At 38.1% G+C, this 17,341-nt stretch carries 25 protein-coding genes; 1 reads left to right on the top strand and 24 read right to left on the bottom strand.

What is annotated here, in order from left to right:
• Positions 1-130 precede the first annotated feature (130 nt).
• A complete protein-coding gene (gene eno, locus OLM56_RS06980) occupies positions 131-1,423 on the bottom strand; it encodes a phosphopyruvate hydratase (protein ID WP_121376945.1) in 1,293 nt (430 codons plus the stop codon).
• A 310-nt stretch (positions 1,424-1,733) separates the two neighbouring features.
• On the opposite strand from eno, the gene OLM56_RS06975 reads away from it, so the two are divergent.
• Complete coding sequence (locus OLM56_RS06975) at positions 1,734-5,276, top strand: T9SS type A sorting domain-containing protein (RefSeq protein ID WP_264528777.1); 3,543 nt, start codon at positions 1,734-1,736, stop codon at positions 5,274-5,276.
• A gap of 129 nt (positions 5,277-5,405) precedes the next feature.
• Here OLM56_RS06975 and carA read toward each other — a convergent pair whose 3' ends face one another.
• The 23 genes from carA to rpsC form a co-directional block, all read right to left on the bottom strand.
• The gene (carA, locus tag OLM56_RS06970; protein ID WP_264528776.1) at positions 5,406-6,518 is read right to left on the bottom strand and encodes a glutamine-hydrolyzing carbamoyl-phosphate synthase small subunit; all 1,113 of its coding nucleotides are present in this window, start codon (positions 6,516-6,518) and stop codon (positions 5,406-5,408) included.
• A gap of 189 nt (positions 6,519-6,707) precedes the next feature.
• Positions 6,708-7,220, bottom strand: coding sequence for a 50S ribosomal protein L17 (gene rplQ, locus OLM56_RS06965; protein ID WP_121376810.1), 513 nt, complete (start codon positions 7,218-7,220; stop codon positions 6,708-6,710).
• 62 nt (positions 7,221-7,282) lie between these two features.
• Complete coding sequence (locus OLM56_RS06960) at positions 7,283-8,275, bottom strand: DNA-directed RNA polymerase subunit alpha (protein WP_121376811.1); 993 nt, start codon at positions 8,273-8,275, stop codon at positions 7,283-7,285.
• A gap of 18 nt (positions 8,276-8,293) precedes the next feature.
• Complete coding sequence (rpsD, locus tag OLM56_RS06955) at positions 8,294-8,899, bottom strand: 30S ribosomal protein S4 (RefSeq protein WP_121376812.1); 606 nt, start codon at positions 8,897-8,899, stop codon at positions 8,294-8,296.
• Positions 8,900-8,986: 87 nt separating this feature from the next.
• Positions 8,987-9,370 (bottom strand): 30S ribosomal protein S11, encoded by a 384-nt coding sequence (gene rpsK, locus OLM56_RS06950; protein ID WP_027310821.1) that lies wholly within the window; start codon positions 9,368-9,370, stop codon positions 8,987-8,989.
• Between the two features lie 8 nt (positions 9,371-9,378).
• Positions 9,379-9,753: a 30S ribosomal protein S13 gene (gene rpsM / locus OLM56_RS06945; protein ID WP_121376813.1), complete on the bottom strand. Its 375-nt coding sequence runs from the start codon at positions 9,751-9,753 to the stop codon at positions 9,379-9,381.
• 2 nt (positions 9,754-9,755) lie between these two features.
• Complete coding sequence (gene ykgO / locus OLM56_RS06940) at positions 9,756-9,872, bottom strand: type B 50S ribosomal protein L36 (RefSeq protein ID WP_002987490.1); 117 nt, start codon at positions 9,870-9,872, stop codon at positions 9,756-9,758.
• A 10-nt stretch (positions 9,873-9,882) separates the two neighbouring features.
• Positions 9,883-10,098, bottom strand: a complete 216-nt coding sequence (gene infA / locus OLM56_RS06935; RefSeq protein WP_007136545.1) for a translation initiation factor IF-1 — start codon at positions 10,096-10,098, stop codon at positions 9,883-9,885.
• A gap of 5 nt (positions 10,099-10,103) precedes the next feature.
• On the bottom strand, positions 10,104-11,456 hold the full coding sequence (secY, locus tag OLM56_RS06930) for a preprotein translocase subunit SecY (protein ID WP_121376814.1): 1,353 nt from the start codon (positions 11,454-11,456) through the stop codon (positions 10,104-10,106).
• 14 nt (positions 11,457-11,470) lie between these two features.
• Positions 11,471-11,926: a 50S ribosomal protein L15 gene (rplO, locus tag OLM56_RS06925; RefSeq protein WP_056068809.1), complete on the bottom strand. Its 456-nt coding sequence runs from the start codon at positions 11,924-11,926 to the stop codon at positions 11,471-11,473.
• A gap of 12 nt (positions 11,927-11,938) precedes the next feature.
• A complete protein-coding gene (rpmD, locus tag OLM56_RS06920; protein ID WP_017495010.1) occupies positions 11,939-12,121 on the bottom strand; it encodes a 50S ribosomal protein L30 in 183 nt (60 codons plus the stop codon).
• 12 nt (positions 12,122-12,133) lie between these two features.
• Positions 12,134-12,658 (bottom strand): 30S ribosomal protein S5, encoded by a 525-nt coding sequence (gene rpsE, locus OLM56_RS06915; RefSeq protein WP_121376815.1) that lies wholly within the window; start codon positions 12,656-12,658, stop codon positions 12,134-12,136.
• A 6-nt stretch (positions 12,659-12,664) separates the two neighbouring features.
• The gene (gene rplR / locus OLM56_RS06910) at positions 12,665-13,018 is read right to left on the bottom strand and encodes a 50S ribosomal protein L18 (RefSeq protein ID WP_121376816.1); all 354 of its coding nucleotides are present in this window, start codon (positions 13,016-13,018) and stop codon (positions 12,665-12,667) included.
• A gap of 12 nt (positions 13,019-13,030) precedes the next feature.
• Positions 13,031-13,573: a 50S ribosomal protein L6 gene (gene rplF / locus OLM56_RS06905; RefSeq protein WP_121376817.1), complete on the bottom strand. Its 543-nt coding sequence runs from the start codon at positions 13,571-13,573 to the stop codon at positions 13,031-13,033.
• A gap of 15 nt (positions 13,574-13,588) precedes the next feature.
• On the bottom strand, positions 13,589-13,987 hold the full coding sequence (rpsH, locus tag OLM56_RS06900; protein WP_121376818.1) for a 30S ribosomal protein S8: 399 nt from the start codon (positions 13,985-13,987) through the stop codon (positions 13,589-13,591).
• A 153-nt stretch (positions 13,988-14,140) separates the two neighbouring features.
• A complete protein-coding gene (gene rpsN / locus OLM56_RS06895) occupies positions 14,141-14,410 on the bottom strand; it encodes a 30S ribosomal protein S14 (RefSeq protein WP_035637316.1) in 270 nt (89 codons plus the stop codon).
• Between the two features lie 3 nt (positions 14,411-14,413).
• Positions 14,414-14,965, bottom strand: coding sequence for a 50S ribosomal protein L5 (gene rplE, locus OLM56_RS06890; protein ID WP_121376819.1), 552 nt, complete (start codon positions 14,963-14,965; stop codon positions 14,414-14,416).
• A 2-nt stretch (positions 14,966-14,967) separates the two neighbouring features.
• A complete protein-coding gene (gene rplX / locus OLM56_RS06885; RefSeq protein WP_121376820.1) occupies positions 14,968-15,282 on the bottom strand; it encodes a 50S ribosomal protein L24 in 315 nt (104 codons plus the stop codon).
• Positions 15,283-15,293: 11 nt separating this feature from the next.
• A complete protein-coding gene (rplN, locus tag OLM56_RS06880) occupies positions 15,294-15,662 on the bottom strand; it encodes a 50S ribosomal protein L14 (protein WP_007803649.1) in 369 nt (122 codons plus the stop codon).
• 2 nt (positions 15,663-15,664) lie between these two features.
• Positions 15,665-15,925 carry a 30S ribosomal protein S17 gene (gene rpsQ, locus OLM56_RS06875; RefSeq protein WP_121376821.1) on the bottom strand — a complete coding sequence of 87 codons (261 nt, stop codon included), beginning with the start codon at positions 15,923-15,925 and terminating at the stop codon, positions 15,665-15,667.
• A gap of 17 nt (positions 15,926-15,942) precedes the next feature.
• Complete coding sequence (rpmC, locus tag OLM56_RS06870) at positions 15,943-16,134, bottom strand: 50S ribosomal protein L29 (RefSeq protein ID WP_121376822.1); 192 nt, start codon at positions 16,132-16,134, stop codon at positions 15,943-15,945.
• Positions 16,135-16,146: 12 nt separating this feature from the next.
• The gene (rplP, locus tag OLM56_RS06865; protein ID WP_121376823.1) at positions 16,147-16,572 is read right to left on the bottom strand and encodes a 50S ribosomal protein L16; all 426 of its coding nucleotides are present in this window, start codon (positions 16,570-16,572) and stop codon (positions 16,147-16,149) included.
• Between the two features lie 18 nt (positions 16,573-16,590).
• A complete protein-coding gene (gene rpsC / locus OLM56_RS06860) occupies positions 16,591-17,337 on the bottom strand; it encodes a 30S ribosomal protein S3 (protein ID WP_121376824.1) in 747 nt (248 codons plus the stop codon).
• Positions 17,338-17,341: the final 4 nt, after the last annotated feature.

Here is a 17,341-nt window from a genome sequence, read left to right as displayed (position 1 = left end):
AATAACATTTCCACAGTGCCACTAGCGACCAGACTTAGAATTCGATGGTTTCAAATTAGAATTTGATTTCATAAAAAAACCCTTTTAGAAGTGAAATCTAAAAGGGCTTATAGTTCTAAAGATAACTAAATTATTTAATCTTGAAAGCTTTTTCTCCAGGAAAATAAGCTGTGCTTCCCAATTCTTCTTCGATACGCAGCAATTGGTTGTATTTTGCCATACGATCAGAACGCGATGCAGAACCCGTCTTGATTTGTCCGCAATTCAATGCTACAGCCAAATCAGCAATCGTATTGTCTTCTGTTTCACCAGAACGGTGCGACATTACAGAAGTATATCCTGCATTGTGCGCCATGTTTACGGCTGCGATAGTTTCAGTCAAAGTACCAATTTGGTTCACTTTTACCAAGATGGAATTGGCAATTCCTTTATCGATTCCTGTTTTAAGACGTTCTACATTCGTCACAAACAAATCGTCTCCTACTAATTGTACTTTATCTCCGATAAGTTCGGTAAGGTATTTCCAGCCGTCCCAATCATTTTCCTGCATACCGTCTTCGATAGAGATGATTGGATATTTTGAAGCCAATTCGGCCAAATATTCTGCTTGTTCTTTTGAAGAACGGATTTTTCCAGTTTCGCCTTCAAACTTTTTATAATCGTAATTTCCGTTTACATAAAACTCCGAAGCCGCACAGTCAAGAGCAATCTTCACGTCATCGCCAAAAGTATAGCCTGCATTTTCAACGGCTTTTTTGATCGAATCTAGCGCATCTTCTGTTCCGCCAGCCAAGTTTGGCGCAAAACCTCCTTCATCTCCAACAGCTGTACTCAAGCCTCTGTCATGCAATACTTTTTTCAGATTGTGGAAAATCTCAGTTCCCATCTGCATGGCTTGAGAAAATGTTTTTGCTTTAACAGGCATAATCATAAATTCCTGGAAAGCAATCGGAGCATCGGAGTGAGAACCTCCATTGATGATATTCATCATCGGAACTGGAAGCGTATTTCCAGAAACCCCACCAACATAACGATATAAAGGCATTCCTAATTCATTAGCAGCCGCTTTTGCAACCGCTAAAGAAACGCCAAGAATTGCATTGGCTCCAAGCGTCGATTTGTTTGGAGTGCCATCCAACTCAATCATTCTTTGGTCAATCAGGTTTTGCTCAAAAACAGAAGTTCCTAATAATTCTTCAGCAATTTTAATATTTACATTTTCTACAGCTTTCATAACTCCTTTGCCCATGAATGCTTTTCCGCCATCGCGAAGTTCTACCGCTTCATGTTCTCCAGTTGAAGCTCCAGATGGAACAGCAGCTCTTCCAAGAATTCCGTGTTCTGTTACTACATCGACTTCAATAGTTGGATTTCCTCTAGAATCAAGAATCTGTCTAGCGTGGATTTTAATAATTCTGCTCATTATTGATTGTTTATTTGTTATTATTTGATTGTTTCTTTCAATAAAAAACAAATTTAAGGATTTTAAAATCCGAAATCTTTTATTTTTTAAAAACTTATAAACGCAAACGTTTTAGCAATTAGTATTTCTTTTTTGCATTTAATCGTTTTTGATTTTGGACTTTGCTTGCAAAAAAGGATTATAAATTGCCTTGTACGTTCTTTCTTATTTTTACGAATTCTAAATCAAAACCATCGAATTCTAAATCACAATTGTATTTCGCTCATAAAATGCACATATTAGATTCTTGTTAATCAAACAACTAACTAATATGAAAAAACAACTATTTTTATTTGCCTTATTTGCTTTTTATTGGCAGACGTATGCGCAAGCGCCTAGCAATGACAACTGTGCAAATGCAGTTTCACTAAGCGTAAATCCTGGTCTTAATTGTACGGGAGGAACTTCTGGAACCTTATCTGGAGCAACCGATTCTGGGTTCGAAGCGGATACTGGAGATGCAGACGATGATGTCTGGTACTCTTTCGTGGCAACGGCCACAGCTCACAAAATTAGCCTATCGAATGTAGAAGGCGACGAAATTGATCTTGCTCATGAAGTGATGGGCGGTACTTGCGGATCCTTGACTATCTTAAGCTCTGCAGATCTAGATTCTAGTATTGTTTCTGGACTTACTGTTGGCACAACCTATTATGTAAGGGTCTATAGCTATTATGACGATCCTGCATCTACAACTTTTGACATCTGTGTCAGCACGCTGCCAGCTCTTACCAATGACAATTGTGCTACAGCCATTGCTTTAACCGCAAATCCAAACCTAACTTGTTCTTCAATGGGCAGCGGTGTTTTGGTTGGCGCTACCGATTCTGGAATAGAAACCGAGACCGGAACTGCAGACGATGACGTTTGGTATAGCTTTGTAGCAACAGCGGCTTCTCACAGAATCAGCCTGAAAGATGTAGAAGGTGACACTACTGACTTAGTACATGAAGTTCTGGGCGGAACTTGCGGAACCTTGGCAATCTTAAGCTCAAGCGACAACGACACAAGCCTTATTTCTGGATTGACCGTAGGCACTACGTATTATATAAGAGTATTCAGCTACGGATCTGATCCTGCTGTAACTACTTTTAACATCTGCATCACCACATTGCCGACGTTAACTAATGATGAATGTGCCGATGCCATTGCTCTTACTGTAAATACCGATGCGTCTTGCTCTTCTAGAACAGGAGGAATCTTGGCTGGCGCTACAGATTCAGGAATCACGACAGCCACTGGAAGTGCGGATGATGATGTATGGTATAGCTTTGTAGCTACAGCAACTTCGCATAGAATCAAAATATTAGATGCAGAAGGTGATTTGACAGATCTTGTTCATGAAGTAATGGACGGCGCCTGCGGATCGTTGGTTACCTTGACTTCAAATGATAACGATTCAAGCCTTGCTACGGGACTGACTGTAGGTACTACCTATTATATACGCATTTTTAGTTATAGCGATACAGTTCCAGAATCGACAACTTTTAATATCTGCGTAGGTGTTCCGCCTGCAGCTCCGGCTAACGACGATTGTACGGGCGCTATTTCGGTTGCCGTAAATACTAACAATTCTTGTACTTTAAGAACATCTGGAACTGTAGTAAGCGCTACAGATTCAGGGGAAGTGGTTAGCGGTGTCGGAACAGCCGATGATGATGTATGGTTTACTTTTACTGCTACAGCAACTTCACACAGGATAAAACTACTAAATGTAGAAGGTGATGAAACGGATCTTGTACATGAAGCATTGGAAGGGTCTTGTGGCGGACAGTTATTGAGCCTACAGGCAAGCGATAGCGATTCGAGCTTAATTACTGGACTGACTATAGGCACTACCTACTATCTTAGAGTATTCACTTATGGAGATAGCGGAGCAGAATCAACTACTTTTGATATCTGTATCGGAATTCCTCCTACGGCTCCTGCAAATGACGAATGTGCGGGCGCAGTGGCACTAACGGTTAATTCTGATTTATTGTGTACATCAAAAACTGCCGGAACATTAGTTAGCGCTACTAATTCTGGTATTGGTGCTGACACTGGAACAGCTGATGATGACGTTTGGTTTAGCTTTGTAGCAACTTCTACGACTCACAAAATCAGTTTGCTGAATTCAAATGGAGACCAAACAGATCTTGTACATGAAGTAATGGATGGAAATTGTAATGCATTGACAATCTTAAATAGCAGCGATGATGATATAAGCACAGCCTCTGGACTTACTATCGGCACGACCTATTATGTAAGGGTATTCAGCTATGGCACAAATGCTCCTGAATCGACAGCTTTTGATATCTGTATCGGTACCTTGCCTCCAGCTCCGGCAAATGACGAATGTACAGGCGCGGTAGTACTTACCGTAAATCCTGATTTGTCTTGCACAGCAACAACAGCAGGTACATTAGCCAGCGCTACAGATTCTGGAGTAGAAACAGAAAACGGCGAGGCAGATGATGACGTATGGTATAGCTTTGTAGCAACAGCAACTTCTCATAAAATCAGTATACTTAACGTAGAAGGCGACATAACTTATCTCGTACATGAGTTAATGGATGGAACCTGCACATCATTAATAAGCTTAGATAACAGTACTTCTGAGTCTAGCTTTGCTACAGGATTAACTGTAGGCGCGACATATTACGTAAGGGTATATAGCTATTACGATGATATTCCGGAATCAACTACATTTGATATCTGTATAGGATCACAGCCTCCAGCTCCAGCAAATGATGATTGTAATGATGCTGTAGCGCTTACGGTTAACACAGATGGGTCTTGCACTGCAAAAACAGCAGGTACGATAGCCGGAGCAACAGACTCTGGAGAAGGCAATAATGGTTCTGGCACTCCAGATGACGACGTTTGGTATACTTTTGTAGCAACAGCTACTTCTCATAAAATTAGCTTATTGGATGTAGACGGCGATCCGTCTGATCTTGTTCATGAGGTGCTGCAAGGAATGTGCGGCGGACAGCTGGAAAGCTTAAACGTTAGCGACCCGGATTCAAGTATTATTTCTGGATTGGTTGTTGGCACTACGTATTATGTAAGGGTATTTAGTTATGGTGAAGATATTATCGGATCGACTACTTTTGATATCTGTGTAGGCATTTTGCCTCCTCCTCCAGCCAACGACGATTGCGCCAATGCCATAACGCTTACTGCAGCTACTACGTATGCAGGCGGAGCTGTAAATTCAACTATCATCGGAGCTACAGATTCTGCAGCCACAACTTCTATTCCTGATCCGGATTGTGCTAGCTATAGCGGTGGTGATGTTTGGTATAAGGTGGTTATTCCTGCTGATGGAAAACTTACGATTCAAACTGGAAACCCTACTGGCTCAAGCGATACTTCTTTCGATTCTGGCCTAGCCGTTTATTCTGGTACTTGTGATGCTCTTGAATTGGTGGAATGTGATGATGATTCTGGTTCGTCTGGAAACTATTCAAGAATCAACTTGACAGGAAGAACTCCTGGAGAAACAGTCTACATCAGAGTATGGGAATATTCGAATGACGAAGAAGAACTGTTTTCTATAGGAGCTTGGAGCCCGACATTGAGCACTCCTGCATTTGACAGCACGAACTTTAGAGCCTATCCAAACCCAGTAAGCGGCGTTTTAAACCTATCATATGACCAAGATATTTCTGATGTCCAAGTATTTAATTTATTAGGACAAAATGTAGCTTCAAAAGTCATTAATAGTACCGAAGGAAAAATTGATATGTCTGCGCTTCCTACGGGATCGTACTTGGTAAAAGTGACGTCTCAAGGACAGACAAAAACAATAAAGGTGGTGAAACAATAATAATCCTAAGTACCACAAATTGAAAGAGCCACTGCATAGTGGCTCTTTTTTTTGGTTGGCTGTCAAGCAATACAGATTCAATTTATAGGAAGCAAAAAAAAGACGCCTTACAGCGTCTTTTTAAAATAGTTAAGCTTTAACAGCTTTCTTTATGTTCTCGATAAATTGGTCGAACAGATAAGAGGAATCATGCGGACCAGGACTTGCTTCTGGATGGTATTGTACCGAAAAGCAGTTTTTGTTCTTCATGCGCATTCCGGCTACCGTGCCATCATTGATATGAAGGTGGGTGATTTCTAGGTCTGGATGTTTTTCTAGTTCTTCACGGTTTACGGCAAATCCGTGGTTTTGCGACGTGATTTCTCCTTTTCCGGTAATCTCATTCTTCACAGGATGGTTTATTCCCCTATGCCCGTTAAACATCTTATACGTAGAGATTCCGTTAGCAAGCGCCAAGACTTGATGTCCGAGGCAGATTCCGAAAACAGGATCGTCGTTGGCCAAGATTTTCTTAGCAATATCAATAGCGCCATAAAGAGGGTCTGGGTCACCAGGACCATTGGAAAGGAAGAATCCATCTGGATTAAACGCTTTCATCTCTTCGTAGGTTGCATTAAAAGGAAACACTTTTATATAACAATCTCTTTTGGCGAGATTTCTCAAGATGTTCTTCTTGATGCCCAGATCTAAGGCAGCAATTTTATAAGTTGCCGTTTCTTGTCCGACGAAGTAAGGCTCTTTAGTAGAAACTTTTGACGCTAATTCCAACCCTTTCATGTCTGGAACTTTTGCCAATAAGGCTTTTAGTTCATCAATAGATTTTCCGTCGGTAGAGATTACAGCGTTCATCGCTCCATTATCGCGGATATAGCTTACCAAGGCTCTTGTATCTACATCAGAAATACAAACCAAGTTTTGCTTTTTGAAATAGTCCTCCAAGCTTCCAGAAGAATTTGCACGGGAGTGGCTGAATGAAAAGTTTTTGCACACTAATCCAGAAATCATGATCTGGTCGGCCTCGATATCTTCGGCATTGACACCGTAGTTACCGATGTGCGCATTAGTCGCCACCATGATCTGTCCGAAATAAGACGGATCGGTAAAGATTTCTTGGTAGCCTGTCATTCCGGTATTGAAGCAGACTTCGCCAAACGTAGTTCCTTCTATTCCAATGGATTTTCCATAAAAAATTGTTCCGTCACTTAGCAGGAGGATTGCTTTTTGTCGTGTTGTGTATTTCATTTTTTAGTGTTGTGTTGTGTAGTTGCGGAATGCGATTGCAAATTTAATTCAAATTTGGAGTTTCTGAAAATTTATTTCTCCAAGAATTTTTCTGTCTCATTTTATATTCAAGTAGTATTGGAATGGGCAAAAAAAAAGGATAAACTATAATAGCTTATCCTTTTTTTATTTATGAAATGAATTTCTTCATTATTCTGCAGCGTCTGTAGAAGTTTCGGCAGCTGGTGCAGCTGGAGCTTCAGCCTTTGGAGCTTCTTCAACAGCAGTTTCTTCTGCTTTTTTAGCTTTTCCACCACGACGGCTTTTAGCTTTTTTAACCTCTTTTTTACCACCGTTGTAAAGTTCGTTGAAATCAACTAGCTCGATCATCGCCATATCAGCGTTATCACCTAGACGATTTCCAAGTTTAATGATACGTGTGTATCCACCTGGACGATCTCCAACTTTAGCAGCTACGTCTCTGAAAAGATCAGTTACCGCATATTTGCTTCTAAGGTAAGCAAAAACAATACGTCTGTTATGAGTAGTGTCTTGTTTTGATTTTGTAATCAAAGGCTCAACAAATTGTTTAAGCGCTTTAGCTTTAGCAACAGTAGTATTAATACGTTTGTGCTCGATTAGAGAACAAGCCATATTAGACAACATAGCTTTTCTATGCGCTGTCTGTCTGCTTAAGTGGTTGAATTTTTTTCCGTGTCTCATGACGTGTTTTTTTTAACTCCATCTTGCTTCAATCCTCTTTGGAGAGCAAAATATGAAGTAATTTATTCTTTATCTAATTTGTATTTTGCTAGATCCATACCGAAATGTAGGTTTTTCACAGCCACAAGCTCATCAAGCTCAGTCAATGATTTTTTACCGAAATTACGGAACTTCATCAAGTCATTCTTATTGAAAGATACTAGATCTCCGAGTGTATCCACTTCAGCCGCTTTCAAGCAATTTAATGCTCTCACTGACAGATCCATATCAACAAGCTTAGTTTTAAGCAATTGTCTCATGTGCAATGACTCTTCGTCATATGATTCTGTCTGAGCGATTTCATCAGCTTCAAGTGTTATTCTTTCATCAGAGAACAGCATGAAATGGTGTATCAAAACTTTAGCAGCTTCTGTAAGAGCATCTTTTGGATTGATTGATCCATCAGTTTTGATTTCAAAAACTAATTTCTCGTAATCCGTTTTTTGCTCAACACGGAAGTTCTCGATTGCATATTTCACGTTCTTTACCGGAGTAAAGATAGAATCCGTGAAGATAGTACCGATGGCAGCGTTTTGTTTTTTGTTCTCTTCTGCAGGAACGTATCCTCTACCTTTTTCAATAGTTAACTCCATATTCAAGTTAACTTTGCTATCTAAGTTGCAGATAACCAATTCTGGGTTCAATACTTGGAATCCAGAAATAAATTTTTGAAAATCTCCAGCAGTAATCTGGTCTTTGCCAGAAATTGAGATAGAAACAGATTCGTTATCGATATCTTCAATCTGACGTTTAAAACGTACTTGTTTTAGATTAAGGATAATTTCTGTAACATCTTCAACTACTCCTGAAATTGTAGAAAACTCGTGATCTACACCTTCGATACGAACAGATGTAATTGCATATCCTTCTAAAGCGGAAAGCAAGACTCTTCTAAGTGCATTACCAACAGTCAATCCATAGCCAGGTTCTAAAGGTCTGAATTCAAACTTACCTTCAAAATCGGTTGAATCGATCATGATAACTTTATCGGGCTTCTGAAAATTAAATATTGCCATATGTTCGACTAGTGTCTATTATTTGTTATACAACTCTACGATTAGCTGTTCTTTGATATTTTCTGGAATTTGAAGTCTCGCTGGAACTGAAACGAAAGTACCTTCTTTAAGGTCATTGTTCCAAGTGATCCACTCGTAAACGTGACTAGAATTAGATAATGAACGCTCGATAGCTTCTAAAGATTTAGATTTTTCACGAACAGCTACTTTATCTCCAGGTTTTAGGTGATAAGAAGGAATATTTACATTTTCACCGTTAACAGTGATGTGTCTGTGAGAAACGATTTGACGTGCAGCTCTTCTAGAAGGAGCGATACCCATTCTGAATACTACGTTATCTAATCTAGCCTCACAAAGTTGTAAAAGAACTTCACCTGTTACTCCTTTAGTAGCAGAAGCTTTTTCGAATAAGTTTCTGAATTGTTTTTCTAAAATTCCGTAAGAATATTTAGCTTTTTGCTTTTCCATCAACTGGACAGCATATTCAGATTTCTTACCTCTTTTTTTAGCCATCCCGTGTTGTCCAGGTGGATAATTTCTTTTTTCGAAAGATTTGTCATCTCCGAAGATTGCTTCGCCGAATTTACGAGCAATTTTAGTTTTTGGACCAGTATATCTTGCCATTTCTAAAAATTAAATTAAGGTAGAGATTATGAATTCAGGTCATATCCTCCGATAATCTATGATCTACCTAGTTATACTTAAATATAATTAAACTCTACGTCTTTTTGGAGGACGACATCCATTGTGAGGCATTGGAGTAACGTCAATGATTTCTGTTACTTCAATTCCACCGTTATGTAGTGAACGGATAGCAGACTCACGTCCGTTTCCTGGTCCTTTTACATAAACTTTCACTTTTTTAAGTCCAGCTTCTAACGCTACTTTGCTACAATCTTCTGCTGCCATTTGAGCTGCATATGGAGTATTCTTTTTAGAACCTCTGAAGCCCATTTTACCAGCTGAAGACCAAGAAATAACTTCACCTTTTTTGTTAGTCAAAGAAATGATGATGTTGTTAAAAGTTGCACTAATATGAGCTTCGCCTGTTGATTCAACGATAACTTTACGTTTTTTTGCACTTGCCTTAGCCATACTACTTATTATTTAGTTGCTTTTTTCTTGTTAGCAACAGTTTTTCTTTTACCTTTTCTTGTTCTAGAGTTGTTCTTAGTTCTTTGTCCTCTTAATGGAAGACCAGATCTGTGACGGATTCCTCTGTAGCATCCGATATCCATCAAACGTTTGATGTTTAATGAAATCTCTGAACGCAATTCACCTTCGATTTTGAAATATGAAACGGCATCACGGATAGCTCCGATTTCGTCATCATTCCAATCTTGAACTTTAGTATCTTGGCTTACTTGAGCTTTTTCTAAAATCTCAATAGCTCTGCTTTTTCCTATTCCGAAGATATAAGTTAAAGCGATAACTCCTCTTTTGTTTTTAGGTATATCTACCCCTGCTATTCTTGCCATAACTATCCTTGTCTTTGTTTAAATCTAGGATTCTTTTTATTAATAACGTACAATCTTCCTTTTCTTCGTACGATAATGCACTCGGCACTTCTTTTTTTAACTGATGCTCTTACTTTCATTTTAATAGCTTTAGTATCTATAAGTAATTCTTGCTTTTGACAGATCGTAAGGACTCATTTCTAGTTTCACTTTATCGCCAGGCAATAACTTGATATAATGCATACGCATTTTTCCAGAGATGTGAGCAATTACAATATGTCCATTTTCTAACTCTACACGGAACATCGCATTTGATAATGCTTCGATGATGGATCCGTCTTGTTCTATTGCTGATTGTTTTGCCATAAAAATTAAGCTACTGCTTTTCTATTTTTACCACTTTTCATCAAACCGTCGTAATGCTTGTTCAACAAATAAGAATTAATTTGCTGGATAGTATCACTTGCAACTCCAACCATAATCAATAACGATGTACCTCCATAAAACAAGGCCCAAGATGGTTGAACACTCAAAACACTTACAACAATTGCTGGGAACACAGCTATTAAAGCAAGAAATAATGAACCTGGGAACGTTATATAGGACATGATTTTATCTAAAAACTCAGAAGTTTCTGCTCCCGGTCTAATTCCAGGAATGAAACCACCACTTCTTTTTAGATCATCTGCCATTTTATTTGTAGGTACTGTAATTGCGGTGTAAAAGTAAGTAAAAACTATGATTAACAGAGCAAAAACCAGATTATACTGCCATCCGAAGATATTCTGGAAAGCGGTACTCACTGAAGTAGCTGTTTCTGAACTAGATAGACCAGCCAAAGCAGCAGGAATGAACATAATTGCTTGAGCAAAAATGATCGGCATAACTCCAGAAGCGTTAAGCTTCAATGGAATCCACTGTCTGTTTCCTCCTTGTTCGAATTCACCAGAAGCGGTACGACGAGCATACTGCACCGGAATCTTTCGAACGGCCATTACTAATAGAACACAAGCTACGATGACGAGCAACCAAATTATTACTTCGAAAACCAATAGCATTGGACCACCGTTATTGTTTGTTACTCTAGTAGAGAATTCTTGGATGAATGCTTGTGGCATTCTCGCAATAATACCTACCATGATCAATAACGATATACCGTTTCCAATTCCTTTATCAGTAATTTTTTCACCCAGCCACATTGCGAAGATAGTACCTGAAACAAGTATTACCACAGATAAGAACTGGAACGCAAAAGGCGAGATCAATCCTGGGTTCACATTAGAAAGGAAAGCTTCTCCTGGCAAAGTTCTGTAAAGATTGAAAATATAACCCGGAGCTTGAACTAAAGTAATAACGATAGTCAACCAACGCGTGATTTGGTTCATTTTCTTTCTTCCACTTTCACCATCTTTCTGTAGTTTTTGAAGGTAAGGCACAGCAATACCCATCAATTGAACTACGATAGATGCAGAGATATACGGCATGATACCCAATGCAAATACAGATGCTTGCGAAAACGCACCACCTGTAAATACATCGATTAACCATCCGATTCCTTCTTTTGTTTGATCAGTAAGTCCATTTAACTTAGTCGCATCAATACCTGGAAGTGTTACCTGAGCACCAAAACGATACACCAATAACAAACCAAGAGTAACTAAAATTCTATTTTTTAGCTCTTCAATCTTCCAAACATTGCTTAACGATTCTATAAATTTCTTCATCTTGATTATAAGAATTATAAAGTTACGGCTTCTCCACCAGCAGCTTCGATTGCAGCTTTTGCAGTAGCAGTAAATTTATGAGCGGTTACCTTTAATTTAGCTTTCAATTCACCTCTTCCCAAAATCTTTACGATTTCGTTTTTAGTTGCCAAACGGTTAGCTACGAAAACTGTCATATCAACAGTGTTATCTGTAACAATTCCATTATCAACCAAAGCTTGAAGCGTATCAAGGTTTACACCTTCGTATTCTTTACGATTGATGTTTTTGAAACCAAATTTAGGCACACGTCTTTGAAGTGGCATTTGACCTCCTTCAAAACCAATCTTTTTAGAATAACCAGAACGAGATTTAGCTCCTTTGTGACCTCTTGCAGAAGTACCACCTTTTCCAGAACCTTCTCCTCTACCTAATCTTTTGTTTTGATTGTGTGTTGAGCCTTCAGCTGGCTGTAAGTTACTTAAATTCATAACTATAATTTGTTATTTAGCTTCTTCAACAGAAACTAAGTGTTTTACTTTGTTTATCATCCCAAGGATAGCAGGATTTGAATCATGCTCCACAACTTGTCCCATTTTACGAAGACCTAAAGCTTCAAGACCTCTTTTCTGAGATAGAGGACAATTGATTTTGCTTCTAACTTGTTTTACTAATAATTTCGCCATAATTTCCTTGAATTAACCTTTAAAAACTTTCTCTAAAGAAACACCTCTTTGTTTTGCAACAGTATAAGCGCTTCTCATTTGCAATAAAGCATCAAAAGTTGCTTTTACCACGTTGTGAGGATTCGAAGAACCTTGAGATTTTGACAATACGTCGTGAATTCCAACTGATTCAAGAACTGAACGAACAGCTCCACCAGCGATAACTCCTGTACCATGAGATGCAGGGATCAAGAAAACACGTGCTCCACCAAATTTACCTTTTTGTTCATGAGGAACAGTTTTGCTGCTCAATGGAATTTTCACAAGATTTTTCTTTGCATCTTCTACTGCTTTAGCAATAGCTTCAGAAACATCTTTAGATTTTCCAAGACCATGTCCAACTACACCATTCTCGTCGCCTACAACTACAATTGCAGAAAAACCAAAAGCTCTACCACCTTTTGTAACTTTAGTTACACGGTTCACACTCACCAAACGATCCTTTAATTCAAGTCCACTTGGTTTTACTAACTCTACGTTTTTGTATTTATGATACATAATTTCTTAGAATTTAAGTCCAGCCGCTCTAGCGCCTTCTGCTAATGATTTAATACGACCGTGATATAGATACCCACCTCTATCGAAGGTAACAGTTTCAATTCCGGCTTTTAACGCTTTTTCTGCTACCAATTTTCCAACTGATGCTGCAACTTCAACGTTTGTACCTTTAGTACCTACTTCTTTCTCTCTAGATGAAGCAGCCAATAAAGTAACACCATTTACATCGTCTATGAGCTGTGCATAGATTTCTTTGTTACTTCTGAATACAGAAAGTCTTGGTTTTGCGGCAGTACCGCTTACGATTTTTCTGATTCTGAATTTAATTCTCTGTCTTCTTTCAGATTTTGTTAATGACATAATCTTTTATTTTTAAGCTGATTTACCTGCTTTTCTTCTTAATACTTCACCAACAAACTTAACTCCTTTTCCTTTGTAAGGTTCTGGTTTACGGAAATTTCTAATTTTCGCAGCCACTTGTCCTACAAGTTGTTTATCGAAAGATGTTAATTTTACGATTGGATTTTTACCTTTCTCAGAAACTGTCTCCAATTTAACTTCAGGAGCGATTTCTAAAATGATGTTATGAGAAAATCCAAGAGCCAAGTCAAGTTTTTGTCCTTGGTTAGAAGCTCTGTAACCTACCCCAACCAATTCTAATTCTTTTGTAAAACCTTCAGATACACCAATAATCATGTTATTGATTAATGATCTGTATAATCCGTGTTTTGCTCTTTGATCTTTTTGATCAGATGATCTTTCAACTAGAACTTGACCATCTTCAACTTTTACAGTAACATCAGAATATTCCTGAGTAAGTTGACCTAATTTTCCTTTTACTGTAATTACTCCTTCTGCAACTTCTACAGTTACTCCAGCTGGAACTACAATTGGATTTTTACCTATTCTTGACATCGTTAAGTCGTTTTATTAGTATACGTAACAAATTACCTCACCACCAATGTTCAATTGCTTAGCTTGTTTTCCTGTCATCAATCCTCTTGATGTAGAAACAATAGCAATTCCTAATCCGTTAAGGATTCTTGGAAGGTTAGAAGCACCTGCATATTTACGCAAACCTGGTTTACTAATTCTTTGGATATCTTTGATTACCGGCTCTTTAGTATCTTTATCATACTTCAAAGCGATTTTGATTGAACCCTGAACAGAGTTGTCTTCAAATTTGTAGCTCAAGATATAACCTTGATCAAATAAAATCTTTGTGATTTCTTTTTTAAGATTAGAAGCAGGAATTTCAACGACTTTGTGGTTTGCAGCCACAGCGTTTCTAACTCTTGTCAAATAATCCGCAATAGGATCTGTATACATATAATTAAAATTGCGGTTTTGGTATTCGTCCCGGACTTTCCGGTAGAACCTGAAACCATTAAAACTTACTAATTAATCAACAGATAGTTGCCGGTTCGCGGCAAAAATCCGGCAAACTTACAACTATCTGTCGAGAAAACAAAATTTTTGATTTTACCAGCTGGCTTTTTTAACTCCTGGTATCAATCCATTATTAGCCATTTCACGGAAAGTTACACGTGAAATACCGAATTGACGCATATACCCTCTAGGTCTTCCAGTTAATTTGCAACGGTTGTGCAAACGAACAGGAGAAGCATTTTTCGGTAATTTTTGTAGGCCTTCATAATCTCCAGCTTCTAATAAAGCTTTTCTTTTTTCAGCATACTTTGCTACCGTTTTTTCTCTTTTTACCTCACGGGCTTTCATTGATTCTTTAGCCATAACTTAATTCTTTTTAAAAGGTAATCCTAATTCTGCTAATAATGACTTCGCTTCTTTGTCTGTTTTTGCAGTCGTAACAAAGGTAATGTCCATTCCTGAGATTTTGTTTACTTTGTCAATATCAATTTCTGGGAAAATGATTTGCTCCAAAACTCCAAGGTTGTAATTTCCTCTTCCGTCAAAACCAGTAGCTTTGATTCCGCTAAAGTCTCTTACTCGTGGCAATGAAGATGTAATCAATCTGTCTAAGAACTCATACATTCTTTCACCACGCAAAGTAACTTTTGCACCAATTGGCATTCCTTTTCTCAATTTGAATGACGCAACGTCTTTCTTAGAAATAGTTGATACTGCTTTTTGACCTGTAATTTTTGTCAACTCTTCAACTGCATAATCGATAAGTTTTTTATCAGATACAGCGGCACCAACTCCACGGCTCAAAACGATTTTTTCCAATTTAGGAACTTGCATTACGTTTTTGTAACCGAATTCTTCTTTAAGTGCAGAGATCACTCTGTCCTTATATTCTTGTTTTAGTCTAGGTATATAAGCCATCACTATAATACTTGATTAGATTTTTTTGAAAATCTTACTTTCTTATCTCCTTCTACTTTCACACCTGTTCTTGTAGCTTCCTTAGTTTTAGGATCTATAAGAGATAGGTTAGAAATATGTATTGGAGCTTCTTTCTTAACGATACCACCTTGAGGGTTTTTCGCACTTGGTTTCGTGTGTTTTGAAACCATGTTAACACCTTCAACAATCGCTTTATTTTTTTCACGATCTACACGTACAACCTTACCTTCAGAACCTTTATGGTCACCTGCGATAACTCTTACTGTATCTCCTGATTTGATTTTTAGCTTTATCATCTTGTAAATAATTAAAGCACTTCTGGTGCTAATGATACAATCTTCATGAATTGTTTTTCACGAAGCTCTCTTGCTACTGGACCAAAAACACGAGTTCCTCTCATTTCACCTGCAGCGTTCAAAAGAACACAAGCATTGTCATCGAAACGGATATAAGAACCATCGGCTCTTCTCACTTCTTTTTTGGTACGTACAACAACTGCAGTTGAAACAGCTCCTTTTTTTACGTTTCCGTTTGGAGTTGCATCTTTGATAGATACTACAATCTTGTCACCAACAGAGGCATACCTTCTTTTGGTACCTCCTAAAACACGGATAGTTAAAACTTCTTTAGCTCCTGTGTTATCTGCTACTTTTAGTCTTGATTCTTGTTGTACCATAATTATTTAGCTCTTTCAATGATTTCAACTAATCTCCAACATTTTGATTTACTTAAAGGACGCGTTTCGCTAATTCTTACAGTATCTCCAATGTTACAGTCGTTTGTTTCGTCGTGTGCAACGTATTTTTTAGTTTTCAACACGAACTTACCGTATAAAGGGTGTTTTACTCTTCTTGTTTCAGAAACAACAATAGATTTCTCCATTTTATTGCTAGTAACAACACCGATTCTCTCTTTTCTTAAATTTCTTTTTTCTTCCATCTTTTAGCAGAATACAATTACTGTAGCTCTCTTTTGCTTAACTCTGTAGCGATTCTTGCAACTGATCTTCTTAGGCTTCTGATTTGAAGCGGATTTTCAATTGGAGAAATAGCGTGAGCATTTTTTAGGTCGGCATATGTCTTTTTTAACTGACTAAGTTTCTCTTGTAACTCAGCTGCAGACAGATCTTTAATTTCTGATTGTTTCATAATAAAAATTGATTATGCTTCGAAATCTCTAGCTACGACAAACTTAGTTTTTACTGGAAGTTTTTGTGCTGCAAGACGCAAAGCTTCTTTTGCAACAGACAAAGGTACTCCTCCAACTTCAAACATAATTCTTCCGGGTTTAACAACTGCAGCCCAATATTCAACTGCACCTTTACCTTTACCCATACGTACTTCAAGAGGCTTCTTTGTGATTGGTTTGTCTGGAAATATTTTGATCCATAATTGACCTTCTCTTTTCATAAAACGAGTTGCAGCGATACGTGCCGCCTCGATTTGACGAGAAGTTAGGAACATTCCAGTTTCATGAACAGATTTAATACCAAACATTCCATTAGAAAGTTCATGCCCTCTTTGAGAGTTTCCTTTCATTTTACCCTTCTGTACCTTGCGGTATTTTGTTCTTTTAGGCTGTAACATTTTTCTTTAATTTAAAAATTACTTTCTTTTACGTGGGTTTGGTTTGCTGTTTCTGTCAGATTTGCCACGAGGAGCATCTCCGCCTTTACCGCTTCCAGCTTGTTTTTTGTCCATTCCAACTAGTGGAGACAAATCACGTTTGCCGTAAACTTCACCTTTCATGATCCACACTTTGATTCCCATTCTACCGTAAGTAGTGTGAGCCTCAGCAAGTGCATAATCAATGTCAGCTCTGAAAGTTGATAGAGGAATTCTTCCTTCTTTGAACATTTCTGAACGTGCCATCTCAGCACCGTTCAAACGACCTGAAATCATAACTTTCACACCTTCTGCGTTCATACGCATAGCGGCAGCGATAGCCATTTTAATTGCTCTTCTGTAAGAAATACGACTTTCAATCTGACGAGCAATGCTAGTACCTACTAGGTAAGCATCTAGTTCTGGTCTTTTAATTTCAAAGATGTTGATTTGAACCTCTTTGTCAGTAATTTTCTTAAGCTCTTCTTTCAACTTGTCTACCTCTTGGCCACCTTTCCCGATAATGATACCTGGTCTAGCAGTAGTGATAGTAACGGTTACAAGTTTCAAAGTTCTCTCGATGATTACTTTTGATACACTAGCTTTTGATAAACGAGCGTGGATGTACTTTCTGATTTTGTGATCTTCGGCAAGTTTGTCACCGTAATCATTTCCACCATACCAGTTTGAATCCCATCCTCTGATGATACCAAGCCTGTTTCCAATCGGATTTGTCTTTTGTCCCATCTTT

Origin of the sequence: Flavobacterium sp. N2550 (genome assembly GCF_025947265.1) — a bacterium.
Lineage (GTDB): Bacteria > Bacteroidota > Bacteroidia > Flavobacteriales > Flavobacteriaceae > Flavobacterium > Flavobacterium endophyticum.
The sequence above is the reverse complement of the archived record's forward strand: the minus strand, read 5'-3'. Positions and strand labels throughout refer to the sequence as shown.